This window comes from Staphylococcus sp. HMSC062A01, assembly GCF_001836805.1.
Classification (GTDB): Bacteria; Bacillota; Bacilli; order Staphylococcales; family Staphylococcaceae; genus Staphylococcus; species Staphylococcus haemolyticus.
The window spans coordinates 64937-91858 of sequence record NZ_KV830621.1 but is presented as its reverse complement, the minus strand read 5'-3'; the positions used below and the strand labels follow the sequence as shown (position 1 = coordinate 91858).

The 26922-nt window shown below is 30.3% G+C and carries 33 protein-coding genes, 1 pseudogene and 1 riboswitch; of the genes and pseudogenes, 3 read left to right on the top strand and 31 right to left on the bottom strand.

Annotated elements, in window-relative coordinates:
• Position 1: 1 nt before the first annotated feature.
• From HMPREF2715_RS05810 to HMPREF2715_RS05770, 9 genes are all read right to left on the bottom strand, one after another.
• Positions 2-883 (bottom strand): polyprenyl synthetase family protein, encoded by an 882-nt coding sequence (locus HMPREF2715_RS05810; protein WP_070581622.1) that lies wholly within the window; start codon positions 881-883, stop codon positions 2-4.
• A complete protein-coding gene (locus HMPREF2715_RS05805; protein ID WP_011275689.1) occupies positions 861-1091 on the bottom strand; it encodes an exodeoxyribonuclease VII small subunit in 231 nt (76 codons plus the stop codon). Before HMPREF2715_RS05805 ends, HMPREF2715_RS05810 begins: the two co-directional genes overlap by 23 nt.
• Positions 1084-2421, bottom strand: a complete 1338-nt coding sequence (gene xseA, locus HMPREF2715_RS05800) for an exodeoxyribonuclease VII large subunit (RefSeq protein ID WP_070839619.1) — start codon at positions 2419-2421, stop codon at positions 1084-1086. Before xseA ends, HMPREF2715_RS05805 begins: the two co-directional genes overlap by 8 nt.
• Positions 2422-2439: 18 nt before the next feature.
• Complete coding sequence (gene nusB, locus HMPREF2715_RS05795; RefSeq protein WP_011275687.1) at positions 2440-2826, bottom strand: transcription antitermination factor NusB; 387 nt, start codon at positions 2824-2826, stop codon at positions 2440-2442.
• A 31-nt stretch (positions 2827-2857) separates the two neighbouring features.
• Positions 2858-3217, bottom strand: coding sequence for an Asp23/Gls24 family envelope stress response protein (locus HMPREF2715_RS05790; protein WP_011275686.1), 360 nt, complete (start codon positions 3215-3217; stop codon positions 2858-2860).
• Between the two features lie 13 nt (positions 3218-3230).
• The gene (accC, locus tag HMPREF2715_RS05785; RefSeq protein ID WP_037536540.1) at positions 3231-4586 is read right to left on the bottom strand and encodes an acetyl-CoA carboxylase biotin carboxylase subunit; all 1356 of its coding nucleotides are present in this window, start codon (positions 4584-4586) and stop codon (positions 3231-3233) included.
• On the bottom strand, positions 4586-5071 hold the full coding sequence (accB, locus tag HMPREF2715_RS05780) for an acetyl-CoA carboxylase biotin carboxyl carrier protein (RefSeq protein ID WP_070442849.1): 486 nt from the start codon (positions 5069-5071) through the stop codon (positions 4586-4588). Before accB ends, accC begins: the two co-directional genes overlap by 1 nt.
• Before the next feature lie 217 nt (positions 5072-5288).
• Positions 5289-5846 carry an elongation factor P gene (efp, locus tag HMPREF2715_RS05775; protein ID WP_011275683.1) on the bottom strand — a complete coding sequence of 186 codons (558 nt, stop codon included), beginning with the start codon at positions 5844-5846 and terminating at the stop codon, positions 5289-5291.
• 27 nt (positions 5847-5873) lie between these two features.
• On the bottom strand, positions 5874-6932 hold the full coding sequence (locus HMPREF2715_RS05770; protein ID WP_070581618.1) for a M24 family metallopeptidase: 1059 nt from the start codon (positions 6930-6932) through the stop codon (positions 5874-5876).
• 103 nt (positions 6933-7035) lie between these two features.
• Between HMPREF2715_RS05770 and HMPREF2715_RS05765 the strand changes: the two genes are divergently transcribed.
• Together HMPREF2715_RS05765 and HMPREF2715_RS05760 are read left to right on the top strand one after the other, a co-directional pair.
• The gene (locus HMPREF2715_RS05765; RefSeq protein WP_070442843.1) at positions 7036-7617 is read left to right on the top strand and encodes a putative periplasmic lipoprotein; all 582 of its coding nucleotides are present in this window, start codon (positions 7036-7038) and stop codon (positions 7615-7617) included.
• A gap of 14 nt (positions 7618-7631) precedes the next feature.
• Positions 7632-7847, top strand: coding sequence for an SA1362 family protein (locus tag HMPREF2715_RS05760; RefSeq protein ID WP_070581616.1), 216 nt, complete (start codon positions 7632-7634; stop codon positions 7845-7847).
• A 43-nt stretch (positions 7848-7890) separates the two neighbouring features.
• Here HMPREF2715_RS05760 and HMPREF2715_RS05755 read toward each other — a convergent pair whose 3' ends face one another.
• A complete protein-coding gene (locus HMPREF2715_RS05755; protein WP_070581615.1) occupies positions 7891-8721 on the bottom strand; it encodes a lipoate--protein ligase family protein in 831 nt (276 codons plus the stop codon).
• A 151-nt stretch (positions 8722-8872) separates the two neighbouring features.
• On the opposite strand from HMPREF2715_RS05755, the gene HMPREF2715_RS05750 reads away from it, so the two are divergent.
• Positions 8873-9259, top strand: coding sequence for a rhodanese-like domain-containing protein (locus tag HMPREF2715_RS05750; protein WP_011275678.1), 387 nt, complete (start codon positions 8873-8875; stop codon positions 9257-9259).
• Positions 9260-9437: 178 nt separating this feature from the next.
• Here the strand turns inward: HMPREF2715_RS05750 and gcvPB are convergent, their stop codons facing one another.
• The 21 genes and pseudogenes from gcvPB to HMPREF2715_RS05645 form a co-directional block, all read right to left on the bottom strand.
• On the bottom strand, positions 9438-10916 hold the full coding sequence (gene gcvPB / locus HMPREF2715_RS05745; RefSeq protein WP_070581614.1) for an aminomethyl-transferring glycine dehydrogenase subunit GcvPB: 1479 nt from the start codon (positions 10914-10916) through the stop codon (positions 9438-9440).
• Positions 10903-12255, bottom strand: a complete 1353-nt coding sequence (gene gcvPA, locus HMPREF2715_RS05740) for an aminomethyl-transferring glycine dehydrogenase subunit GcvPA (protein ID WP_070581613.1) — start codon at positions 12253-12255, stop codon at positions 10903-10905. Before gcvPA ends, gcvPB begins: the two co-directional genes overlap by 14 nt.
• A gap of 16 nt (positions 12256-12271) precedes the next feature.
• The gene (gcvT, locus tag HMPREF2715_RS05735; RefSeq protein ID WP_070839616.1) at positions 12272-13363 is read right to left on the bottom strand and encodes a glycine cleavage system aminomethyltransferase GcvT; all 1092 of its coding nucleotides are present in this window, start codon (positions 13361-13363) and stop codon (positions 12272-12274) included.
• 76 nt (positions 13364-13439) lie between these two features.
• Positions 13440-13556: riboswitch (glycine riboswitch) on the bottom strand.
• A complete protein-coding gene (locus tag HMPREF2715_RS05730; RefSeq protein ID WP_070581611.1) occupies positions 13553-14071 on the bottom strand; it encodes a shikimate kinase in 519 nt (172 codons plus the stop codon). It overlaps the preceding riboswitch by 4 nt.
• Positions 14072-14230: 159 nt before the next feature.
• Positions 14231-14482, bottom strand: coding sequence for a hypothetical protein (locus HMPREF2715_RS12230; protein WP_240556425.1), 252 nt, complete (start codon positions 14480-14482; stop codon positions 14231-14233).
• Positions 14483-14639: 157 nt separating this feature from the next.
• Positions 14640-14939 (bottom strand): hypothetical protein, encoded by a 300-nt coding sequence (locus HMPREF2715_RS05720; RefSeq protein ID WP_011275672.1) that lies wholly within the window; start codon positions 14937-14939, stop codon positions 14640-14642.
• Positions 14920-15372 (bottom strand): competence type IV pilus minor pilin ComGD, encoded by a 453-nt coding sequence (gene comGD / locus HMPREF2715_RS05715; RefSeq protein ID WP_245164761.1) that lies wholly within the window; start codon positions 15370-15372, stop codon positions 14920-14922. Before comGD ends, HMPREF2715_RS05720 begins: the two co-directional genes overlap by 20 nt.
• On the bottom strand, positions 15353-15673 hold the full coding sequence (comGC, locus tag HMPREF2715_RS05710) for a competence type IV pilus major pilin ComGC (protein WP_011275670.1): 321 nt from the start codon (positions 15671-15673) through the stop codon (positions 15353-15355). Before comGC ends, comGD begins: the two co-directional genes overlap by 20 nt.
• 13 nt (positions 15674-15686) lie before the next feature.
• Positions 15687-16751, bottom strand: a complete 1065-nt coding sequence (gene comGB / locus HMPREF2715_RS05705) for a competence type IV pilus assembly protein ComGB (RefSeq protein WP_070581608.1) — start codon at positions 16749-16751, stop codon at positions 15687-15689.
• A complete protein-coding gene (comGA, locus tag HMPREF2715_RS05700; protein ID WP_070581607.1) occupies positions 16723-17697 on the bottom strand; it encodes a competence type IV pilus ATPase ComGA in 975 nt (324 codons plus the stop codon). The genes comGB and comGA overlap by 29 nt, the downstream gene beginning before the upstream one ends.
• A 51-nt stretch (positions 17698-17748) precedes the next feature.
• Positions 17749-18375 (bottom strand): MBL fold metallo-hydrolase, encoded by a 627-nt coding sequence (locus HMPREF2715_RS05695; protein WP_070839613.1) that lies wholly within the window; start codon positions 18373-18375, stop codon positions 17749-17751.
• A gap of 1 nt (position 18376) precedes the next feature.
• Positions 18377-18700 carry an MTH1187 family thiamine-binding protein gene (locus tag HMPREF2715_RS05690; protein ID WP_011275666.1) on the bottom strand — a complete coding sequence of 108 codons (324 nt, stop codon included), beginning with the start codon at positions 18698-18700 and terminating at the stop codon, positions 18377-18379.
• Positions 18700-19686, bottom strand: coding sequence for an ROK family glucokinase (locus HMPREF2715_RS05685; RefSeq protein WP_070581605.1), 987 nt, complete (start codon positions 19684-19686; stop codon positions 18700-18702). The genes HMPREF2715_RS05690 and HMPREF2715_RS05685 overlap by 1 nt, the downstream gene beginning before the upstream one ends.
• Positions 19683-19886: a YqgQ family protein gene (locus tag HMPREF2715_RS05680; RefSeq protein WP_070581604.1), complete on the bottom strand. Its 204-nt coding sequence runs from the start codon at positions 19884-19886 to the stop codon at positions 19683-19685. The genes HMPREF2715_RS05685 and HMPREF2715_RS05680 overlap by 4 nt, the downstream gene beginning before the upstream one ends.
• Positions 19870-21327 (bottom strand): rhomboid family protein, encoded by a 1458-nt coding sequence (locus HMPREF2715_RS05675; protein WP_070839611.1) that lies wholly within the window; start codon positions 21325-21327, stop codon positions 19870-19872. Before HMPREF2715_RS05675 ends, HMPREF2715_RS05680 begins: the two co-directional genes overlap by 17 nt.
• Before the next feature lie 15 nt (positions 21328-21342).
• Positions 21343-21879: a 5-formyltetrahydrofolate cyclo-ligase gene (locus HMPREF2715_RS05670; protein WP_070581602.1), complete on the bottom strand. Its 537-nt coding sequence runs from the start codon at positions 21877-21879 to the stop codon at positions 21343-21345.
• A gap of 236 nt (positions 21880-22115) precedes the next feature.
• Positions 22116-22265, bottom strand: a complete 150-nt coding sequence (rpmG, locus tag HMPREF2715_RS05665; RefSeq protein WP_011275661.1) for a 50S ribosomal protein L33 — start codon at positions 22263-22265, stop codon at positions 22116-22118.
• 117 nt (positions 22266-22382) lie between these two features.
• Positions 22383-24428: a peptidoglycan D,D-transpeptidase FtsI family protein gene (locus HMPREF2715_RS05660; RefSeq protein WP_070839608.1), complete on the bottom strand. Its 2046-nt coding sequence runs from the start codon at positions 24426-24428 to the stop codon at positions 22383-22385.
• Between the two features lie 127 nt (positions 24429-24555).
• Positions 24556-25155 (bottom strand): superoxide dismutase, encoded by a 600-nt coding sequence (locus tag HMPREF2715_RS05655; protein WP_037558187.1) that lies wholly within the window; start codon positions 25153-25155, stop codon positions 24556-24558.
• A gap of 457 nt (positions 25156-25612) precedes the next feature.
• Complete coding sequence (locus HMPREF2715_RS05650; RefSeq protein WP_070839605.1) at positions 25613-26035, bottom strand: Fur family transcriptional regulator; 423 nt, start codon at positions 26033-26035, stop codon at positions 25613-25615.
• A pseudogene (locus HMPREF2715_RS05645) lies at positions 26022-26884 on the bottom strand (metal ABC transporter permease). The gene HMPREF2715_RS05650 and the pseudogene HMPREF2715_RS05645 overlap by 14 nt, the downstream one beginning before the upstream one ends.
• Positions 26885-26922 lie beyond the last annotated feature (38 nt).

Here is a 26922-nt window from a genome sequence, read left to right as displayed (position 1 = left end):
ATTAATGATCACGTGTGTAGAAAAGCTCAACGATATCTAATAGAGGTTTAATATCATAGTGAGAAGAAAGTTGTTCTATTGATTCTATGGCAGCATCTTTATGGAAATTTAATTTATTTTCAGCACCATCTTTACCTAATAAAGAAACATACGTACTTTTGTGATTTTCGATGTCACTACCAACTTTTTTTCCTAATTTAGATTCATCACCATATACGTCGAGCAAATCATCTTTAATTTGGAACATCAAACCCATATGATTACTAAAATCTTCAAGAGATTGTGATGTAGACTTGTCTACTTTAGCAATATCAGCTGCACTTAATACCGCGAATTGAAGTAATGCTCCTGTTTTAGCTTTATGTATCTGTTCAAGTGTATCCAAATCAACAGGTGTATCTTCACTTTGCATGTCTAATGTTTGTCCTCCGACCATGCCTAAGTGACCACTGTTATGCGCTAATCTGGAAAGTATTTTAACTTTGACGTCAGATTCTAATAATTCATCATCAGCAATGATTTCAAATGCCTTAGTTAGTAGTGCATCACCAGCTAGAATAGCTTTCCATTCACCATAGACTTTGTGATTGGTAAGTTTACCACGACGGTAATCATCATTATCCATCGCAGGAAGATCATCATGAATTAAAGAATATGTGTGAATCATTTCCAATGCCAATGCAGTTTTTTTACCTTTTTTATAATCTTGATTTAATACATCTAATGTTAAAAATAAAAGAAGTGGTCTTATTCTTTTACCACCTGCATTGAGAGAATATTGCATACTTTCTTCTAGATTAGTATTTAGTGGTGAAGTTTCGATTACACCGTCAAGAGCACTATTAATTTGATCAATTAATTCATTCATTGACTTCTTTGCCATTTTCTTCATCCTCTGCTTCATCTTTAATAAGTTGATTTACTTTCTTTTCAGCATCTTTAAGTGTTGCATCACATGTTGCAGAAAGTTTCATACCACGTTGATATAACTCTAATGATTCTTCTAATGATACAGTCTCATTATCTAACTTTTGAACGATATTTTCTAACTCTTGCATCATTTCTTCAAAACTTTGTTGATCTTTACTCATGTTCACACCTAACCTTTTTAACGATGGCATCTACGCTACCATCTTTCATTGCTAATGTAATTTCATCATCTTTACTTAAATCCTGTGTACTTGTAATGACTTTATCATCTTTATTAATAATAGAATAGCCTCTTAACATAGTATTAGTAGGACTTAAATTATTTAATAGTTCAACTTTATTTTTGAGCTCTAATTTATTATTATGAATGTTTTTAATTGTTAGATTTGATAAACGATTTTTTACATTCATTAGTTGCTTACTATTTTGTAATATAGTTTGATTTAATGTTTTTACATTAAAATTCTGATGAAGAACTTTTAATTGATATTTTTTATTCTCAATTTTGGATAATAATAATTGAGTTAGTTGTCTTTCTAAATCATCTTTGCGTTGTATCTGTTGATCGTATAATAATGAGGGTTGTTTAAACTTATAATAAGATGCTAAATGATCTAGTTGTTTATGTTGTTTTTCAAGATATTGTTTAATATACCTTGATAATGAAAATTGGTATTGCTTAATTTGTTGCATCAATTCGTACTGGTCTGGAGACGCCATAACTGCAGCTTGTGTTGGTGTTGCTGCTCTGACATCTGCTACGAAATCACTGAGTGTAAAATCGGTTTCATGTCCAACAGCTGAAATAATGGGTGTTTGACACTCAAAAATCGCTTTAACAACATCTTCTTCATTAAAGTTCCATAAATCTTCTATAGATCCACCACCACGGCCTACTATAATAGTATCAACGCCAAGTGAATCAGCATACTTAATATTTTTTATAATATCCTCTTTGGCTTGTGTACCTTGTACTAAAGTACTTATTTGGATTTTATCGGCCAAAGGATATCTACTATTTATTGTAGATTGAATATCTCTAATTGCGGCACCAGTACTAGCAGTTAAGATTGCAATTTTCTTAGGGAATCGAGAAATAGGCTTTTTATGTTCATTATTAAAAAAGCCTTCTTTTTTTAATTTTTGTTTTAATTGTTCTAACTTTTGATACAAGTTCCCTATACCATCTAATTCCATTTTATTCACATAAATTTGATAATTTCCACGTCGTTCATATACTGAAACACGTGCTTCTAAAAGAACTTCATCACCTTCTTTTGGCTCAAAAGTAAGCTGACTCGCATTACCTTTAAACATCATTGCACTTATCACACTATCCTTATCTTTAACGTTGAAATAAAGGTGTCCACTTGAATGTTTTTTAAAGTTAGATAGTTCACCTTTTAGTAAGATAGATTGCAAGTGTGGGTCCTGATCAAATTTATATTTAATATATTTCGTTAAAGTTGTAACGCTTAAGTATTCAGACATTGTCATCACTCAAATTAATTATTTTATGTTACTCAACACACCATTTATAAATTTATAATGCTCATCGTCGCTAAATTGTTTTGCTAATTCTACAGCTTCATTAATGATTACTTTTGGTGGTGTATCACTATGCAATAATTCAAATGTAGCCATTCGTAATATTATTCGGTCTGTTTTTAATAAACGTTGAAGTGACCAATCTTTAAGATGTGGCTTAATAGTATCATCTAGAACTGGCTCATGATCTTTAACACCTGTTACTAACCAGTGTATAAAATCAAAGTCTAATTCAGGCTCATCATCTTTTATGAAATTAATGGCTTCATTTATTGTTAATTCTGTGTCTTTCATTTCTAACTGAAACAAAGTTTGAAATGCTTGCATTCTTGATTCTTTACGACTCATAAATAACTCCTTATTAAATGTAATCTATATATTATTCGACAGTAATATGCATGATGTGAACGTTAATTTCTTTTGGCTCAATAGCAGTCATCGTTTTAATTGAGTTAAAAATAGATGTTTGAATTTTGCTTGCAAATTTTGAAATATTTATACCATGCTTAATAGAGCAATATACATCAATTTGAATGCCATCTTCTTTAACATCAATTTTTAAATTTCTATTGAGGTTTTTACGACTTATTTTTTCAATGTTACTATTTTTCAATTCTGAAAAATGTCCAGTTACCCCTTCTACCTCAGAAACAGCTATACTTGCAACTACAGAAATAACTTCAGGTGCAATTTCAATTTTACCTAAGTTTGAATTTGAATAATCTGCTACTTTAACCATTTGGTTTAACCTCCTACTCCTCGTCATCCATAATATTATATTGTTCTAAGAAGTTAGTATTAAAAGATCCACTTCTAAATATATCATTATTCATAAGTTTTAAATGGAAAGGAATTGTTGTATCGATTCCTAAAATTAAATACTCACTTAATGCTCTAATACCAGTCATAATTGCTTCATCACGCGTTGGTTCATGAACAATGAGTTTAGCTACCATAGAATCATAATATGGAGGAATTGTATAATTTGTATAACAAGCTGATTCGATTCTCACACCATATCCGCCTGGAGCTAGGTATTGTGTGATTTTACCAGGAGATGGCATGAAGTTCTTATATGGATTTTCAGCATTTATACGATATTCTATTGCATGACCATTGATGGTAATATCTTCTTGAGTGTATGGCAGTGCTTCACCCATCGCAACTTTTAGTTGTAATTTTACTAAATCAATGCCAGTAACCATTTCAGTGACAGGATGTTCAACTTGAATACGTGTATTCATTTCCATAAAATAAAATTGATTATCATTTAAATCATATATAAATTCAATAGTACCTGCATTTTCATAATTAACTGCTTTTGCGGCTCTTATAGCTGCATTACCCATCTCTTCACGTTGCTCATCAGATAAAATAGGCGATGGAGATTCTTCGACTAACTTTTGCATGCGTCTTTGAATCGTACAATCTCTCTCTCCGAGATGAATGACATTTCCATGTTGATCTCCAATAATTTGAATTTCAATGTGACGGAAGTTCTCAATAAATTTTTCAAGGTAAAGACCGCCATTACCAAAAGCAGTTTCTGCTTCTTGTTGAGTCATACGATAGCCATTCTCAAGCTCTTTCTCTGTTCTAGCCACTCGTATACCTTTTCCACCACCACCTGCAGTAGCTTTAATAATTACTGGATATCCAATTTCTTTAGCAATTTGTTTTGCATCTGAAATGGTTGTAACTAGCCCATCACTACCTGGAACAACTGGGACATTAGCTGCAATCATTTCTGCTTTTGCAACGTCTTTGATGCCCATTTTTTGGATAGACTCATAGCTAGGACCGATAAATTTCAATTGGCATGCTTCACACAACTCTGCAAAGTCACCATTCTCAGCTAAAAAGCCATATCCTGGGTGAATACCATCACAACCGGTTGAAGTCGCAATTGATAATATATTTGGAATGTTCAAATAAGAATCTTTAGACTGAGTTGGACCAACGCAATATGCTTCATCAGCAATTTGAGTATGTAACGCGTCTTTGTCACCCTCAGAATAAATGGCAACAGTTTGTATGCCTAAATCATGACAAGCTCTAATGATTCTAACCGCAATTTCTCCACGATTAGCGATTAAGATTTTTTTCATTATTTCACCTTAAATAACGGTTGGCCATACTCTACCATTTGTCCGTCCTCTACTAATATTTCAACTATTTCTCCAGTAACCTCAGCTTGTATTTCGTTAAATAATTTCATTGCTTCTAAGATGCACACTGTAGATTCATTGGTAACTTTATCTCCGACTTGAACAAATGCATCTTCTTCTGGCGATGGCGATTTATAAAATGTACCCACCATAGGGGCATTGATTGTTTGGTATGATGAATCATCTGTATCGATTTGATCATTATTTTGTGGAACAGGTGATTCTGTTGCACTTTGATTTGGTGTTGCCATCGTTGATGCTGCTGGTGCTAATGGTGTTTGTTGTGTATATTGCGGTGTAATTATTTCTGTCTCTTTCTGTTTTTTTAGGTTGACTACACTACCTTTGTTATCTTCAATATTAATTTCAGTTAAACTTGATTGATTAAGAATTTCGATTAATTCTTTTATTTCTTTAAAATTCATAAGTTACTGACTCCTTGAATTAGTTTTCATCTACCAATATATTTTACTTGACTGAACTTGCCAATTCAAGCATGTGTCATTTTAGGGAATTACATCTTACTATTTAATACTTACTATTATTGATAAATGGACTTTTGTAATTTATATAAAATAACGATTTAGATATTAAAAAAAGTCTTTCCAATTAGTAATTTAGAAAGACTTTAGCTAGTGTTAACTAAGCTCTTGAGATATAGCTTCCGTCGCTAGTGTTAATAACTAATACATCACCTTCATTAACGAATAAAGGTACATTTAGAGTATAACCTGTTTCAACTGTAGCTGATTTAGTTGCTCCAGTGGCAGTATCACCTTTGATACCTGGCTCAGTTTCAGTAACTTCTAATTCAACAGTTTTAGGTAGTTCAACTCCGATTGTTTCACCTTCATATGATTGGATCTGAACTTCCATGTTAGCTTTTAAATATTTTAATTCATCTTTTAAATAATCAGCTGATAATTCAGTTTGATCAAACGTCTCATTATCCATGAATACATGATTATCTCCATCAGCATATAAATATTGCATACGACGATTTTCAATCATCGCTTGTTCAACTTTTTCCCCAGCTCTAAATGTCTTTTCTTGAATTGCACCTGTTCTTAAATTACGTAATTTAGAACGTACAAATGCAGAACCTTTACCTGGTTTTACATGTTGGAAATCGATAACTTTCCAAATGCCATTATCTACTGAAATTGTTAAACCTGTTTTAAAATCATTAACCGAAATCATTCAGTTTCCTCCTCAAATATGCGCTTTCTATAAAATAATAAGGTCTTTTGTACATTTAGTAAAGACTTCACAACCATTTTCAGTTATTAAAATGTCATCTTCTATGCGTACACCACCAAGACCATCAACATAAATACCTGGTTCAATAGTAACACAATTATTTACTTCTACTATACCGTTTGCATTTTTAGATAATAGTGGTCCCTCATGTATGTCTAAACCAATACCATGTCCAAGAGAGTGGCCAAATGCTTCTCCATAACCGTGAGATTCAATATAGTCTCTTGATAACGCGTCAGCCTCAGCTACAGTCATTCCAGCTTTGATTTCGTTTATTGCTTTAATTTGGGAATTGAGAACGATGTTATAAATATCTTTCATCTTGGGGTCAGGTTCCCCAATAGCAAATGTTCTTGTTATATCAGAGCAATATCCTCTGTAGTATGCCCCAAAATCAAGCGTAATCATATCGCCTTGCTCTATGACTTTATCGCTTGCTACACCATGAGGTAAAGCGCCTCTATTGCCAGATGCTACAATCGTGTCAAATGAAGGGCCATCTGCTCCTAATTCTAACATTTTAGCTTCTAATTTAGCTTTTAATTCTCTTTCAGTCATTCCAACCTTTGCAATATCTAATACATAGTTATATGTATCATCAACTATTTTAGCAGCGTATTTGATCTTTTCTATCTCTTCGGGTGTCTTTATTTCCCTGATTTTTTCAATCTCATTGCCAATAGAGATTAATTTAGCTTTCGATTGATCTAATGTTTGGTATGTATCGTAACTCACTAAGTGTCCTTCAAAACCAACATGATTAAATTGTTCATTATTAATAATTTCTACAATCGCTTCAATTAAACCACCACTGCGTTTGATGATGTTAAATTCAGTTGCCTGATTAGTTGCTTGTTCAATATATCGAAAATCAGTAATTAATTGATAGTTATTTTTTGAAATTATTAATGCACCACTTGTACCAGTGAAATCTGATAAATATCTACGATTATAATCTGATAAAATAACTAAAGCATCTAATTGTTGAACCTCTAGTAAGTCTTTAACTTTTGCTAATTTATTCATACAAATCACTCCTAGTATAACGTTTGTACATTTGCTCTATTTACATTAAAATAATAGCATAATTATTTTAGAAATAAAGAGATTTTGGTTTAGGGAGATTTTAATGAAAAAATTAATCGTTATAATTGGAGCTTCATGTTTATTGGTTGGTTGTGGCTCTCAAAATTTAGGACCATTGGAAGATAAGACAACCAAATTAAGAGATCAAAACCATAACTTGAAGTTAGATATTCAACAGCTAAATCAAGATATAAGTAATCAAAAAGCACAGGTTGAGGCTCTTAATAAAGATAAAAAAAATGTTTCCAAAACAGTTGATAATAATAAAGAAGCCAAATTTTTAGATGCTTCGTCTAAATATTATCAAGATATTACTAAAATTATTAGTAATTATAATCAGTTGGATTTGTCTAAAAATAAGAAAGAAGACAAAAAGCAAAATCTTGAAAAATTAAATACTATTGCTAATGGTATTGATGATGCTTATGGTAAATATAAGGGTGCCGTAACTAAAAAAGATTTATCTAGTGCAAATAAAAATGAAGATAAAAATATTAGACAAATTAACAAAGAGTTACAATCAGCATTTAAAGATATTAAAAGCGGATATGAAAATAATAATACGAATAAATTGAATAAAGGTAAGACTAAACTATCTCAAGTGAACATGTCTAACAATTCATAATAGGAGTTTTTGATTTGAAAAATATATTTTTTTATTTAGTAATTTTAATCGCTGCGATTGGCTTGATTTTGAATTTAAATGTATTCATGATGTCTTTTGCTAAAACGATTTTCACCTTTTTAATCATTGCGTTAATTATTTATTTAATATACTATTTCTTTTTCTTAACTGAAGATCAACGTAAATATAGGAGAGCAGCAAGAAAATATAAAAAGAGAAATAGAAAATAAAAATAATCATAGGATGACCAATTATTAGCCATCCTATGATTTTTTATTTTTTATATAACCATTCATCAGAACGATATTTTTCTTCTAATTCTTTTACTTCTTTTATTTGATCATCTGATAAAGTAAGTGGTTTAAATTCTATGTTTAACCCCTTTTTAAATCCTTCTTCAAATGCTTTTTCCATCTCTTCAATTGATATATGTCTATCAGCAATATCATTAATCGCTACAGCTTTATCAACAAACGCTTTTTTCATCTTATCTTTTAGACGATCATTTTTGAAAATGAACATATCGAACAGCTCATCAACGTTAACATCTTGTAATAAGGAACCATGTTGTAGTATAACGCCTTTTTGTCTAGTTTGAGCGCTTCCTGCAATTTTTCTGCCTTCAACAACTAATTCATACCAACTAGGTGCATCAAAACAAACAGCACTTCGAGGTTGTTTTAATTTTTCTCGTTCTTCTTTGGAACGTGGAATCGCAAAATATGCTTCAAAACCTAACAATTTAAATCCTTCAAGTAATCCTTCAGAAATGACACGATATGCTTCAGTTACGGTAGAAGGCATATTAGGATGTTCTTCCGAAACAATAACACTATATGTTAATTCTTTATCATGAAGAACCCCTCTACCACCAGTTTGTCTTCTTACTAATCCAAATCCTTTTTCTTTAACTTTATCAATGTCAATTTCTTTCTTTAATCTTTGAAAATACCCTACAGATAACGTTGCAGGATTCCAAGTGTAAAATCTGACAACAGGGTCAATTTCCCCTCTTGATACGAAGTTTAAGAGTGCTTCATCCATTGCCATATTATAATATGGATCATGGCTTCCTGTATTTATAAAATTCCATGTCTCTGTCATAAAATAATCTCCAATCACAACATATAATTATCTATAGAAAAATATTAAATTTTACATATAAATCTTTGATAAAAATAGCTAATAAAAAATTTTGATAAATTTAGCTAACAGCCTTATAATTATAATATCGGTTAATTAGGGAGGATGCAATATGAATGTATCTTTGATTATAGCTTTAGCTATTATAGTCATAATTATTTTATATATGCTTGGAAATTGGTTTATGAATAAACGAGCAGTCACTGAACTTGAGCAGAATGAATTTCACAAAGGTTTAAGAAAAGCCCAAGTGATTGATGTTCGTGAGAAAGTAGACTATGATTACGGACATATTAACGGCGCTCGTAATATTCCAATATCAATGTTTAGTCAAAGATATCAAGGTTTACGTAAAGATCAACCTATTTATCTTTGTGATGCAAACGGTGTTGCAGGGTATCGTGCAGCACGTATCCTTAAAAAAAATGGCTATAAAGATATTTATATGTTAAAAGGTGGATACAAAAAATGGACAGGTAAGATTAAAACTAAAAAATAATCTCTTGTCTGCTTACTAACTCTTAAAGATGTTCTTTAAGAGTTTTTTAATTATTTATGTGAAAATCATTTAGAAACGTTATCTAAATATAGAATAAACATAAAATATTTCACATAAAATTAAAATAAGGAAGACCCTATAATCAATTAAATTGGTTACAGGGTCAAAGTTTTGAATATTATTCTTTTTCTTCATGTAGATTATCAAATTTTAAAACAGGCTTACGCGCAGCTGTAGTTTCATCTAATCTATCAATTATTGTATTATGTGGTGCTTCTAATACTTTATCTGGATCATTTTTAGCTTCTTCAGCAATTTGAATCATAGCATCAATAAAGTAATCTAACGTTTCTTTAGATTCTGTTTCAGTTGGTTCAATCATCATACCTTCCTCAACGTTAAGTGGGAAGTAGATTGTTGGTGGATGAACACCAAAGTCTAATAAACGTTTTGCCATGTCTAATGTACGGACACCATGTTCTTTTTGTTTAGAACCACTTAATACGAATTCATGTTTACAATATTGTTCATATGGTATTTCATAGTGGTCTTTTAAGCTAGCTTTAATATAGTTAGCATTAAGAACTGCTGCTTCAGAAACCTCTCTTAAACCTTCAGCACCCATAGTTCTGATATATGTGTACGCTCTTAAGTAAATACCAAAGTTACCGTAGAATGGTTTTACACGTCCAATTGAGTTTTTAATATCATTATCGTATTTAAAAGTATCTCCATCTTTGATTACCATTGGCTTTGGTAAATAACTAGCTAATTCTTTTTTTACACCAACTGGACCTGAACCTGGACCACCGCCACCGTGAGGACCAGTGAAAGTTTTGTGTAAGTTTAAATGTACCGCATCAAATCCCATATCTCCAGGACGTACTTTATCCATAATGGCATTTAAGTTTGCACCGTCATAGTATAATAATCCGCCTGCTTCATGTACAATTTCACGGATTTCCATGATGTTTTTCTCGAAAATACCTAAAGTGTTAGGATTAGTTAACATTATTGCAGCAGTATTTTCATTAACAACGCGTTTTAAGTCTTCGATATCAACTTCACCACGTTCATTTGATTTAACTGTAACAGCTTTAAAACCAGCAAACGACGCAGATGCAGGGTTTGTACCATGAGCTGAGTCAGGAACAATAACTTCATCACGATGACCTTCACCATTATCTAAATGATACGCTTTGAAAATCATTAAAGCAGTCCACTCACCATGAGCACCTGCAGCTGGTTGTAATGTAACTTCATCCATACCAGTAATTTCTTTAAGTTCTTCTTGTAAACTATACACAATTTCTAAAGAACCTTGAACTTGCTCTTCTTCTTGTAAAGGATGTGACTCTGCAAATCCAGGTATGCGAGCAACTTTTTCATTGATTTTAGGATTATATTTCATAGTACATGATCCAAGTGGATAAAAACCTGAATCTACACCAAAGTTTTTATTTGATAATTCAGTATAATGACGAACTAAATCTAATTCTGCAACTTCAGGAAACTCTGCTTTATTTTTACGAATAAATTTATCATCAAGAATACTTTCAACTGAATCTGTTTTTATATCGCTTTGAGGTAATGAGTATGCATATCTACTTTCTCTAGATCTTTCAAAAATTAATGGACTTGATTTACTTACTACCATTTAGCTCACCAGCTTTCTTAACAAATGTATCAATTTCATCTTTAGTTCTTAATTCAGTAACAGCAATTAACATATGATTTTCAAAATCTGCTGAGGCTTCACCTAAATCAAAGCCTCCAATGAAACCATGTTCTGCTAATTTTTTATTTATATCTTTGATTGGTTGATCGAATTTGACAACAAATTCATTGAATGAAGTACCATCAAGCACTTCAAAACCATTGTCTTTAAATTGATTTTTAGCATAATTTGCGTGTTCTAAGTTTTGAACTGCAATGTCGTAAATACCTTGTTTACCAAGAGCTGACATAGCAATTGATGATGCAAGTGCGTTTAATGCTTGGTTTGAACAGATATTAGAAGTGGCTTTATCACGACGAATATGTTGTTCACGGGCTTGTAAAGTTAGAACGAATCCACGGTTACCTTCATCATCTTGTGTTTGTCCCACTAATCTACCAGGCACTTTACGCATTAATTTTTTTGTAGTTGCGAAATAACCACAGTGTGGTCCACCAAATTGTGTTGGTATACCAAATGGTTGTGTGTCTCCTACTACAATATCAGCACCAAATGAACCTGGAGCTGTCAATAGGCCTAAAGCTAGTGGATTAGCATAAACGATAAATAATGCTTTTTTGCCTTCAATAAATGATTGAATTTTTTCTAAGTCTTCCACTGAACCATAGAAGTTTGGATATTGAACTGCTACTGCAGCAGTTTCATCGTCTACAGCCTGTTCTAATTTTTCTAAGTCTGTAATTGTTCCATCTAAATCAACTTCAACAATTTCAAATTCTTCTCTAACTTTAACGTAAGTTTTTAACACTTGAAGTGCTTGATAATGAAGACCTTTAGATACTACAATTTTATTTTTCTTAGTATGATTAAATGCTAAGATACAAGCTTCAGCAAAACTAGTGATACCATCATACATAGATGAGTTAGCTACATCCATATCTGTTAATTCACAAATTAATGTTTGGAATTCAAAAATCGCTTGTAATTCACCTTGTGAAATTTCTGGTTGATATGGTGTATATGCTGTATAGAATTCAGAACGTGAAATCATTGCATCTACAACAGCTGGAGCATAATGGTCATAAACGCCAGCACCTAGGAAAGACGCATGAGTTTCTTTAGTTACGTTTTTATTTGCAACTGTATTAAGTCTTCTTAATAAAGAAGTTTCAGCTTCACCACTAGCAATATTTAAATCTCTATTTAGTAAAATATCTTTTGGCACATCTCCGAACAATTCATTAATTGAACTTGCGCCAATTTTATCAAGCATTTCTTTTTTATCTTTTTCAGTTAATGGTATATAACGATGACTCACAATACACACCCCTTAATTATTTTTCAATTTGGTTTTTCTTAACAATTTTAGCTTTAAGCTGTCTTTTACGTACTTGAACTAATAATTCTCGTCCCATTTCAAATTCATCTCGCTTAATAATTGCCATAGCGATTGATTTACCTGAAGATGGTGCTTGTGTTCCTGAAGTAACTTCCCCAATTTCGTTACCATCAAGGTCTAAAACAGGATAACCAGTTCTTGCAATACCTTTATCAAGTAACTCTAAGCCAACAGTTCTACGTTCTGAACCATTTTCTTTTTGGTCTTTTAACACTGATTTACCGATGAAGTCTTCTTCAATCAGTGGTTTAGCAGCAAAAGCAATTCCGCCTTCATATGGTGTGATAGATTCTGTTAAATCTTGACCATGTAATGGAAGGCCAGCTTCTAATCTTAATGTATCACGTGCACCGAGACCGCATGGCACTACATTATATTCAATGAAGCCGTTCCAAATGTCTACTGTGTCTTTTGCTTTACAATAGATTTCAAATCCGTCTTCACCTGTATAACCAGATTGAGATAAGATAACATTTTTTCCAAATAGAGTAACGTTTTGTTGGAAATCAAATGGTTTCATTTCACTTACATTTATATCAACTAACCCGCTTACCAAATCTCTTGCTTTAGGACCTTGAACAGCTAACTGACCGAATTGATCAGATACATTTGATACTTCAACATCAAATTTAGGTGCATGTTTTTGTACCCAAGCAAAATCTTTATCTGTATTTGCAGCGTTAACAATCAATAGATAATCATTGTCGCCGATTTTGTATGTTACTAAGTCATCAATAATACCGCCTTCTTCGTTACATAAAGCAGTATATTGAGCTTTAGTATCAGTAAGGTTGTTAGTATCGTTTGAAAGTAAGTATTGGACAAATTTACTTGCATCATTGCCTTTTATAGAGATTTCTCCCATATGGCTTACATCGAACATACCTACTTCATATCTAACTGCATTATGTTCTTCTTTGATACTTGTAAATTGAACAGGCATTGCCCATCCACCGAATTCTACTATTTTTGCACCACTGTCAATATAATTTTGATACAATGGTGTTTTTTTTAATTCGCTTGTCATTAGAAAACCCCCTATAATTTTTATAAAAAACAGAGTAGCAAATAGCTACCCTGTTTATACACTTAATCCAGGAATGCGTAGCAGTATTATCCTTTTGCCTGAGAGTTTAGTAGTTAACTTGCACCTTCGGCGATAAAAATTATTATACTTAAATTTAAGTATAATAATTTTTATTCTCTCTAATACTGATCAACCGCAAATAAGATAATTTATAATCTCATTATAAATTTCTCTGATTGTTTTATCACTATTCACTTTCATGAATGCGATTTCATTATATCTTGAAATCCTTGATAAATACAAGTTATTTAACTGTTTTTTGGATTTATCAATTGCATTTGGTCTATGATTATCGTTTATTACTCTCTTGAAGATAACATCTATGTCACAATCTAGCCAAAAAATGTATTTATACTGTCTCAAATGATTTAGTGATTCATTATATTCGATAACACCACCACCTGTTGCAATAACATCGTATTTTTTTGTACATTCAATTAAGTAGTTATATTCAATTTTCCTAAAACCGATTTCTCCAAGTTCCTCAAAGATATCTGGTATTGTTTTATTTTCTTTTATTTCTATATATGCATCTAAATCTATGAAACTTAATCGATTTTCTAATGATAAGTATTCTCCAATAGTACTTTTACCTGTGCCCATAAAGCCGATAAGAATTATTGGTGATTTTTTTTTATTCAATAGCATCACCCTTTTTAAAATAGTTGATTTATCTTCAAATCATAATAACTACTAATGTTATGAATTGTCTTCAATTTTAAACTATATTGAGTTGTATAAAAAGAGATGATTGATAAATATATGATAAATATGAGCATAGTATAGATGCTTATGAAACCTTTATAGTTATAAATAAAGTGTTTTGTCATAGAAATTCTCCCTACTTCCAATTCTTAAAAACACTTCTATAATTCCTTTATGATTAGAAATGAACTTCGCATTTAAAACATTATTTAGTAGTGTAATATTCCCTCTATTATTACTTACAAAAATAATTTTTTGATTTTGATATTTAATGAAACTATTTTGATTCTGTTGTTTAAGTAAAATTGAATGTTCATCAATTAATTTTAAAGAAATTGCTTTAGAATTGGTCATTTTATTAAGGTCCAATTGAAAAAATGAATATTCTAATTGGTCAAATTCATAGGCCGCACTTAAGTAAGTATCAGTCAAACGAAATAGATGGGGTATTATAGTTAAAATGATTATAGTAATTAATAAGGATATTAGCATTTCTATAAAAGTAAATCCTTTAGTTACTAAGCTGAACACAGACCTTATTCTTAGATAAACTATTATTATTGCATATCGTATTTTTATAAATTTTAATTTCATATTTTCCTATAGTAATCCCCTTCTTTAATTCTTTAATACTATAATGTTTTTGGCTTGTGATAATAGCACTTTTCATATCTAAAATTTCGTATTGATTACGTAAATTGAAATTTAATTGTTGTAATAGAGGTAAGAATATTAAAGTAATAAAAGTTAGAATCAAAAAACCTAATAAACTATCAATTAATAAACTTCCCCTAATTTGATAATTTAACAAATCTTATCCTTCCTTTATCAATGTTAAAAATTACTCTGTAAATATTCTCTTTAGCTTTCAAAATGATTGAACCAAAATGATTAATTTTACCTTCATTATTGAATGTTATGGTGTGTACTTTTGCAACTGAAATAATTTTAGTGCCAAATAATCCTAATTTGTATTTATTTCCATTTTGTTCAATAATATTCATTGCTGTTGCTTGTTTGCTAAATACAATTGTAATTGATTGGTTCTCAGCAATTGCTTTTGATTTGATAAACTCTAATTGGGTGATGATATTTTTTACTTTTAATTCATTTTCGATTAAATCTAATTTAGTTTTAGTATAAATGCTTGGGGAAATCATAATAATTATTATTAAAATTAATAAGGTAAGCAATGTTTCAAGAAGAGTAAACGCAGTAAATTGACTAGTTCGCAATAGCCTCACCATTAGATATTGTAATAGTTTCTCCCGATCTGCATTGTTTTTGTCCTTCTTTTATAAGGCCATCATTGATAAGATCATTTATATTAGAAGGTGTACGATTATGTTTTAAAGTATATGCTTCTATTTGACTATTTATCATTTTGACTTGAGCTTCACAACCTGTGGACTGGATATGTGCTGTTTGTTTTGCAATGTTTGGAATAATTAATATTAGTAATACACTGATAATTAGTAATACTAATAACATTTCTATTAGAGTAAAAGCTTTTAACTTTTTTAAATTTTCAAAGTGATTTTTCATATTAAACTCCTTATCATTTAATATTTTGCATTAACTGAAACATTGGTAACATAATTACTAAATACAAACTAACAATGAACAAGCCTAGAAACAGAAAAATAATTGGTTGAATGATTTTTGTATGAAGAAGTGATTTTTCTTTAAATCTATTAATTAAAATACTTGAGTAAATTTTAAGTTCTATATCTAATTTAGCACTTTTTTCTCCCTGCTTTATAAATTTAATTAAGTCTTTTTGAAAACACGGCATCATAGCTAAACTATTTGCTAAAGTTTCACCACTATTAGTTTTATCCATTAAAAACTCCCCTAGAAACCTTAAATATTCATTATCATTTTGTTTAATATATGTTGTAACAATGTCCTGTAAACTTACGCCATTTTTATAAAATAGACTTAAATCATTAGATATTTGATAAGTTTTAAAAATTTTATAATAGCTATTAAACAAAGGTATTGATGATAAAATAATTATTTTTTTAGAAGTTTCTATTCGTAATAATACTATGGTTAAAATTACAAAAATTAAAATTAAAATAGTAATGAAAAAGATAATAAAAGTAGGAAAAGAAGTAATCATTGAGGTTAGAAATTTCTGATAAAATGATAAATTTACATCCAAAGAAATGTATAGTTGTTCAAATTGCGGAATGACAGTATAGTTTAATACTACTATCATACACATAAAAATACAGCATAATAAGAGTGGATATTGAACAGCTTTAATTACTTGCTGTTTTGCAGATAAATTTGTCTTTAAATATTTGATGGACTCCTCTAAAGCGTCTTCTAAATTTCCATATTTTTGTGAAAAATAGATTTGAGTTGTAATTGAATTTGGATAACCTATCAAATTTAATACTTCATAACATGTTTCACCTGATTTAATAGATGCTATGATTTTATTTTTTAATTCTTTATCTCTGTATTTGAAATATAGGTTGATGAACTCAAAACTCTCTAAAAGTGTGAAGCCACTTTTTAATAAGTTTGACAGTGTTTCAAGTAAGTGAATCATTTGTGCACTCGTTAAATTCTTAGATGACAATTTAAAAATATTTACTTGCAGTATCTTCACAAATTGTTCCTTCTTTAGATAATAAATTTAATTGCTGTTCTAAATTATTAAAATTATGTGGCATTGTTTGTTCATGCTCGAAGAAATATTGTATCTGCTTTTTATCTATTGTTTCACAAATTAAGCGACGCTCATTCTGAGTAGTCGTTATTAATCTTTGATTAGAAATGATATTGATAGATTGAGTTAATTCTTGAATTGAAATTCCCATCTCAAGTAATCGAAGTAATGCACCTCTACAATTAGTAGAATGCATGGTTGATAATACAAGGTGTCCACTCAAACTAGCTTGAATAACACATTTAGCAACTTCTGCGTCTCTTATTTCACCTATTAAAATAATATCAGGATCACATCTTAATATAGCTTTAAATGAACTTATGTAGTCTATACCTGCCTTTTTATTTATTGATATTTGGGTAATGCCTTTTAGTAATTGCTCAACTGGGTTTTCGATAGTGATAACATTAAGATTTAATTCTTTATATGCATGTAGAACCATTTGATACATCAGAGTACTTTTTCCGGATCCTGTGGGTCCAGTTAATAGAATTAATCCCTGTTTTTTATTTACTAGGTGTTTAAAATCGTTAAATTCTTTATATTCTTTTTTTGCTTGAAAATATTGAGGAATTATCCTAATTACACAACTTTCTACACCTAAGGACAAAGGTAATGTTGAAATCCGTAAATAAAAAGTAGATTTAGATTGATAAGTATAACGACCACTTTGAGCGGATTGTTGAGATGAAACATCCAAACCTGATTTGAACTTCATAAATACTAATAATTTTTGATATACATCTAAGTTGAATATTTCATAAAGTTCAAGATAATCATTAATTCTAAATTTAATATGAACTTCATCAACTGAAGGGATAAAATGTATGTCGCTCGCATTTTTTGAAATAGCTTTATTAACTATCTCTCTGAATAATAGTTTCAAAAAAACACCTCCTACATATATAAACGTAAGAGGTGAAGAAATTACTTTATTTTATTGGCCATCTAAAAATGGATTTAATTGCTCGTCATCGACTGTTGTATATGGACCATGGCCAGGGAATAATGGTAAATCGCCTTCTAATTCAAATAATTTATCTTTAATAGAATCAACCAGTGTTTCATAATCACCGCGATATAAGTCAGTACGACCTATACCATTGTTAAATAACGTGTCACCGACTACTGCGAAATCATCAAATACATACGTCAAACTTCCAGGAGAATGACCAGGAGTATGCAGTACATTGAATTTAAATCCTTCAATATTGGACTCACCTTCATCTAATTGGTTTGGTTTGACGTTACTAGTAATTAAAGGCATACCATATTGCTTAAACTTAGCAGAACCATTTTTATCAGGATCCTTTAGAAAACTAAACTCCTCTTTATTCATGTATAAAGGTACTTCATATTTATTAACGACATCGTCTAATGCACCAATATGATCAAAGTGCGCATGTGTTAATAAAATTGCTTTTAATGGTTTGTTAATTTGATTTAATTTTTTTAAAATCTTATCTGGTTCACTAGCAGGATCGATTAATATAACACTTTCTTCATTCTCAATAAAATATGCATTAGTATCTACCAATCCTAAAGTTAAGCTTGAGATTTTCATATTATTCTCCTTGATTATCGATATGTTTTTGAACTGATTTTAGTTTATCATTCATTTTACGAGATTTATCGCGTCTATCATCTATACGTAAGTTTGTACAAACTCTATCAATACCTTTATTAAATGGCAATTCATGGATTGCTTGTACTACTTCGAATAAGTCTTTTAAATCCCCTTCGATTAGAGTATTCATTGGGGTTAATTGATAATCAATTTTTCCTTCTTGTTTAAAACTTTCTAATTTCATTTGTATCTCTGCAATATATTTACTAACACTTGGTCCTTCAGTTCCAACTGGAATAATAACTACATCAACAATAGCCATTATTTAACACCACCCTTTTCTAATATATATGTTTTAATTAGCCCTGCTGCACCAGTTATTCCTGCATCATTTCCTAGTTGAGCTTGAACAATTTCAGTATCTTTTTGAGCGGGAGTGAATGTTAAGTTGTGGTACTCAGTTTTAATATTTTCGATTAAAATCAAACCAGCTGTTGACATACCTCCACCTAAAACGATGTATTTGGGGTTGCTTGTTGCGCTAATAATACTACATAAATAAGCGATGTGGTTTGCCACTTTTTCAGTAATAAAGATACAGAATTGATCACCGGCTTTAGCGGCATCAAATACGGCTTTAGCTGTAACTTTATTGTCTTTTATTAACGGTAATATTGATGATTTAAACGTTAATTTTGGATAATAAAAATTAACCAAATTAACGACACCAGTAGCAGAAGCAACAGTTTCTATACAACCTGATTTACCACAATTACAATTAAAGCGTTGATCAAAATCTGTTCTGATGTGACCTATTTCTGCACCTGATCCATTATGACCATGGACAAGTTCACCATTAGAGATAATACCTCCGCCTAAACCGGTACCTAATGTTATAGCAACTACATCGTTAGCACCTTGGCCTGCACCTTTATGTTTTTCTCCTAATGCCGCTACATTAGCATCATTATCAACATAAACAGGACAGTTAATAAATTCACTAAATATTTGTCGAACATTTACACTACCTGGCCAATGCAAATTAACTGCCCCATTAACAATGCCAGTTTCAAAATCAACAGGCCCTGGTACACCAATTCCAACACCAATGACATCATCAATTTTTAATTGGTGAGTTGAAAGTGTTCCGTTAAATGAATCATAGATATTCTTTAATAATGTTTTGCCCGTGTGGTCAGACGTATCTGTTTTAATAGACCATTTGTGTAGTTGTTCGAGTTCCCCATTGAATATTCCAAGTTTACAAGTTGTTCCACCAATATCTGCTGCTAAAATAATATCTTTCATTTATGCTCATTCCTTCTTTGTTTAATTAGTAAAATACATTTTAGGTATTCATCTTTAGATAGTAGTTCGTAATGATATAATGATTTTATTTCTTGTAGCATCATTTCATACATATCGTTTGGATTTTTAAAATAGATAATAAATCCATAACGCTTTAAAAGCTGTAATACATCATAGAAATTTTTAATTTCTCGATTCATTTGATTGATCCAACTCTTTTTTTAAATTTTTATAATCATTATTGTCAGAATTAATAGTTAAAGCTTTTTTTACATATTTGAGTGCTTTTTCATTATCATCAAGTGCTCTATTAGCAATTGCAAGTTCATAGTTCAAAAGACCAGAATTTGGATGGTTTTTTAAACCGCGTTCCCAATCCGCCATGCCCTCTGCTCTAGAACTTGTAGCTGCTGTTATAAGCCCCTTTAAATAATACGTTCGATCGTCATCATAACCTTTGTCAATTGTATGGTTTACAATTGAACTTGCCTCTTTATAATTATAGTCTAATATAGCATCCTCAATTAATTTATCATAAATATTTTCTTCTTTAATAGTAAAAATTCTTACCTGTAATGCAACAAACAAAACAAGCAATATAATTAAGAAAATCCAAAATAAATTACGGTTGTGTGTGAAATAATAACCAATTAAAGTGATTAAAACACCACCAATAAATCCTCCTAGATGAGCCATAATATTAATATTAGACATAAATAATGATAAAGCAATTAGCACTAATAATGCGATTAACATTTGACCAATTGTTTTTCTAGAATAGGTCTTACTTACAAACATCATTGCAAAAATTGAGCCTATTAGCCCGAAAATAGCTCCGCTAGCACCTACAGATACAGTATGAAGATTAAATGATAGTGAAATAAAATTTCCGAGTAAACCAGAAATTACATAAATCCCTAGCATTCTTAATGGGCCGACTATAGATTCGACTATCTTACCGAAAATAAATAATGATAGCATATTCATTAAAATGTGCTCAAAATTAAAGTGTAGAAACATGGATGTTATTAGACGATACCATTCACCATGAACGACGTTAAAGTGTACTAATCCACCTAAATCTAACAATTTAACATCGGAAAAATGATTTAGATAAAGAATCATTATTAGCCATATCAAAACGTTAATTATGATTAACCCATATGTCATAGGTGTAAAACGCAAAATATGTTTATCAATTGGGTTTTGTGACAATACACGTCGTTTATAGTAATTTGATAGTTTGTTATCTTGTCTAAACATTAATTTAGTTAATATATTATTATGAATCAATTTATATAAATCATTGTTATTTGAAACACTCATGCTTTCTATTTTAATGGGACTAGAGTCAGCGGATTTGATATTATCAAATATTTGATCTGTGAAATAATAATATTTAACGCTTTTTAATTTAAAATTGAGGTCATCCTCATATTGTTGATAATTATCCAACATTTTAGCTTTATCAAACTGAATTTCTTGGTTAGAAGCGATATCTTTCCTAAATATCACTAGCTTGTTTTTCTTTTTATGTATAAGCCAAATTTCAGTATCATTTTTATCAATATTTACAATGTGATAATTGTAATATTTTATAAAATAATAGATAGACTTCCAGAAGTATTTTTCTGTATCCATTAATTCCTCCAAAATTTAAGTATTGAAAATTATTAATTTTTCAACAGGTTGATCATGGGATTCGATATCAAACTGTGTTAATTGTAGGTCATAAATTAAACTAATAGTATTGGCATTTGAATCACTTAAGAAGCGATCATAATATCCTCCACCATAACCTATTCGATAACCATCATCTCTAAAAGCAACTCCAGGAACAACAATTAAATCTAATTGATCAGTAATTTCAGTGTCATCATTAACATATAATAAGCCTTTTTCATCCTTTTCAAGTTGGTTTAAAGATAGTAGCTGTTTAAAATTCATTTCTTTTAATTTGTAGTTTGTATTAGGAACAAAGACTTTCTTATCATAAGTTAACATCGTTTCGATGATGGGATAAGTATCTACTTCATGAGGCATAGATAAAACAATACCTATTCTTTTCGCGTTTTTATATTCAGTATTATTGATTAATTGATTCTTCAACCATGCGTCTGCACGAAGTTTGTGTTCTTTTTCTAATTGTTTCATTTGAGATAATATTTCTTTTCTAATCTCTTTTTTACTCATAACATCCCCACTCTCTAGACACTATATATATTATAACGTTATTAAAAGAGGATGTCATTTATATGAAATAAAAAAGGAGCTAGACAGAATCCATTATGGATTCATAGTCTTGCCCCTGTAAGGATGACTTGAGCCAAAAAACGCAACTTTAGCGTTTTTCGGCTCAAGTCGGCTACTGCAAATTAGCAATGTAGTCTTATAATATTATTTTTGAAACAAACTCTTTAGATGAGTTATTATTTAGTTTCACGGTGTAAAGTGTGTTTATTATCACGTGAACAATATTTTTTCATTTCAACACGTTCAGGATTAGTTCTTTTGTTTTTAGTAGAAATGTAGTTTCTATCTCCACATTCTGTACAAGCTAATGTTACATTTACGCGCATGTTAAATCCTCCTTACCTTTTCTAAATACGACTTTATAATCATACCACTTAGTTTAAAAATTGAAAAGTATTATTTTTGATGCTCTAAAAACTTTCAATTCATTAAAAGTAAAATAGTTATTTTTTATCGTCAAAGTAATAATTAATTACATCTCTTCCTAGGTCTCCACCATTTAACCATGGTGGTGGGACAGGTTGATTTGTATATACAATCGAGAATGATAGTTTAGGATTTTTGATAGGTGCATAACCTATATATGTTGAATTAACTCTAGATTCACCATCTTGGAATACTTCAGCAGTACCTGTTTTTCCTGCAGATGGTACTTTAGTTTTGTGGAAACTTGAATAACCTGTTCCATCTTGCTTATTGAATGCCATCTCAAACCCTTTTTGAACTTCATTAATTTCATCTTCAGAATTATTTACTTTGTTTAATACATTACCTTTGATTTTTAGTTTAACAGGTCCAATGTCATCACTATTTGTAGCATCATGAATTGCTAATCCAATGTGCGGTTGAATTCTATAACCATCATTAGCTATTGTAGAAACGTACTGTGATAATTGAATTGGACTATATGTGTCATATTGACCAATTGATAAATCAAGGTAATTGCCTGAATTGTTTGTTAATGATTCAATTTGACCAATTGTTTCATTTGGCAAGTCAATACCTGTTTTAACTCCCAATCCGACTTGATTAAGTCCTTTTCTTAATTTCTTGCCAGCTTCACTTATATCTGTAGGTAAGCCCATTCCACTATAGTAAGGATCTCCGGCTAATTTAAGAGCAGTTTTAAACATATACACGTTTGAAGAGTGCATTAATGCTTCTTTATCATTAATTCTGACTTTATCATTTTTATTAAAGTATGAGCGTTTTGTTAATCCACCTTTAAAATGAAGTGGCTCATCTATCATTTCCTCGCCAACTTTAATCGCATTATTTTGATATCCAGCTAATAGGGTTCCACCTTTTACTGAAGAACCAACTGCAAATTGACCAGTAAAGTTTCCTAAATCATAATCTGTTAGCTTACCATTTTTATCGATTTGTTTTCCTGCCATAGCTAAAATATCGCCATTTTTAGGATTTTGCACTACAATAAGCGCGTTATCCATATCTTTAGCACCTTGACTGCGTAACGTCTTGATTTGACTTTCTAATAAAGATTCTACTTTTTTCTGTAAGTCTATATCAATTGTTAACTGTAAATCATCGCCTCTAGATCCAGGATTGATTACTTCAGAGTTTATAACTTTTCCAGATTTATCAGTAGTATATTTCATTTCTTTTTTCTTACCACGTAATATATCTTCATATTGATATTCTAAATAAGATTTACCAACTCTATCATTTCGAGAATAACCTTTAGCTAAATATTGTTCGGTCAATTCTTTAGGAATACCTTCACTTGATGTAGATACACTACCAAATATACTTCTTAATGTATCTCCATAAGGATAGCGTCGGTCCCAATCCATAGTTGTATTTACACCTGGAAGACTATCAAGTTGCTGTGACACTGCAGCATATTCTTTTTCACTTACATCTTCATTCTTAATTGTTTGCGGGTTCATGGTAGAACCAGCAGACATTTCACGATAAATTGCTAAAACTTGCAAGTCTTTTTTTGATAAATTATTAATTTGTTTGTCTCCAACTTTTTTATATAATTGTTTATCATATTGATCTTGGGTAATACTACCTTCATTTAACATTGAAGTTTCTTTTTTCATTAATTTGTCTACTTCATCTTGATGTTTTTGAATCCAAAAATCTTGTTTATCTCTTTCAGTAATTTTGTCAGTTTTCATAGTAATAAGAGATGACAATTTTTTTGCAGTATCGAGCATATCTTTTTGACTTGTTTTCCTAGATCTTGTGTATGTAATCGTTAGTTTAGAAGCATTATCTACTAATACTTTTCCATTCCTATCAAGAATTCTTCCCCTAGGAACAGATTCATTTACAGTTATGTTTTCATCGTTTTTTACTAGTTGGCTATAATGGGAGCCTTGCGCAATTTGTAAATATCCTAACCTTAAAACTATAATTCCAAATATAACTACAATAGCACCAAACACAAAACTTATTCGTTTATTCATTGTGTGCTTTATTTTTTCATCATTAGACTTTTCCTTTAACCTTTTAAGCAAGATAACCTACCTCAATTATTAAACATGTTTACTCATAAATGATATATGAAAATTAAACATATTACCATCATTTTAATAAAAAAAGTGGCCTCTTATAGAGGCCACAAATTAATTAGGAAATATAGAATTATTTTGTTGCATTGTATAATTCGTCAACTTTTTCCCAGTTAACAACATTCCAGAAAGCACTAATATAATCTGGACGTTTGTTTTGATATTTAAGGTAATAAGCGTGTTCCCAAACATCTAAACCTAAGATAGGTGTTTTACCTTCAGTTAATGGGTTATCTTGGTTAGGTGTAGTAACAATTTCTAATTGACCATTGTTAACAACTAACCATGCCCAACCTGAACCGAAACGAGCTGCTGCTTTGTCAGCGAATTCTTTTTTGAATTCATCTAAAGAGCCCCATTGTTCTTTGATTTTATCAACAACAGTACCTTTTTCTTCAGAATTAGGAGTTAATAATTCCCAGAATAATGAGTGATTTAAGTGTCCGCCACCATTATTACGAACAGCTGTTTGAATATCTTCAGGTACACTATCTAAGTTAGCAACAATTTCTTCAATTGATTTAGATTCAAGATCTGTTCCCTCAACTGCAGAATTTAATTTGGTAACATAAGTGTTGTGATGTTTGTCATGATGGATTTCCATAGTTTGTTTGTCAATGTGTGGTTCTAATGCATCTGCTGCATATGGTAAATTTGGTAATTCAAAAGCCATAATTAATCATCCTCCTAAAAATTCGTTACATTTATAATAACAAGTTATTAACTAAGCAACAAAATATTTGCTTGCAACTAATATTAATACGCTTATTATTAACTTACTTTTATAATATAACTCAAAATGATAACTTTTAAACATAATTACAAATTATAATTGGTTATTTTTAAATAATTCCTACTTTTGACCTATGTATATCAAAATTTTTTAATTACATTTAATTTTAAGATTGTTAAATTGAATTAAAATATGATTTGTTTTCTATTTTGTTAATCTATTAATTCTTTAATGGAATTTTCAGTCGACTGACTCAAAAAAACTGAGAAAACTACAATTAACACTTTCTCAGTTTAGATTGCTAATATATATTTGCAATTTTGTCTTACAATAATTCATTATTAAATTATTTAAGTGTATTAGCAAAAAACAATTGATATTTATAATTCAAAAAAATTTATTTTGAGTTTTGTTTTTGACATTCTTCACATACGCCATAGACTTCTAGTTTATGGGTGTGAATATCTACATTAGGTAGATACATCTTTATTTGATCAATTGGGCAAAAATCAATAACTTTAGTATCACCACAATTTTCACAAATAAAGTGATGATGGTGATGATTCATACAAGCAATTCTAAATTTCATTTCACCATCTAATTCAGTACTCTCAATAATTTTTAAGTCTTTAAATAAATGTAAATTACGATAAATTGTATCGAAAGAGATACCTGGATAATCTTTGTCTAATTGTTGTTGAATATGTTTTGCATTAATGTATTTATCTTCTTTAACAAAAATATTAATCATATCTTCACGTTTCTTAGTATATTTCAAACCATTATCTTTTAAAATTTTAATTGCATCATTTGTATTCATAAGTTATTGCCCCTTTTTAAGTCTTACAATTGATTTTTGGAATAACATTGTAAGTCCTAATAATAAAACTAATAGTACTACAATAACACCACCAGGTGAAATATTCATATAAAATGCTAAAACAAGGCCCATTATAACTGAAAATTCGCCAATTATGACACTTAAAATGATTAATTGTTTGAAACCTTTAGTTATTCTCATTGCTATAGCAATGGGTAATGTTATTAATGCACTGACTAAAAGTATGCCAACCACTCTCATTGAAGCAGAAATTACCATAGCCACGATAACTATAAATAAAAATTGAATCCATTTAGGAATATTTACAACTCTACTATATTCTTCGTCAAATGAAAGTATAAATAATTCTTTATAAAATAAAGTAATAAATAAAACAACGACAATTGCTATAACTACAACCGTTAAAAAATCACTAAGACTGACCGCACTTATGGAACCAAATAGTAAACCTACAATTTCTTGGTTAAATCCATCTGCAAGAGAAATAAAAATGGCACTTAGTGCAATCCCTGTGCTCATAATAATTGGTATGGCAATCTCTTGATAGTTAGAATACGATGTTCTTAACTTTTCAATTAAAAGCGCACCTACAATAGCATATAATATACCAAACCACATCGGATTAATAATAGCTAGTGCGGGTGACAAAGTTAGTATAAACATGCCAAATGAGATACCGCCTAGTGTAACATGGCTAAGCGCATCTGCAATCAAAGATAATCTTCTTACAACTATAAAAGCACCAATTAAAGGTGCAATAAATCCAATTAAAATACCACTAAGTAATGAATATCTCATGAAGTCGAAATTTAATAACGCTTCAATCATGGATATCACTACTCACTTGTTTAATTAATACATTCATT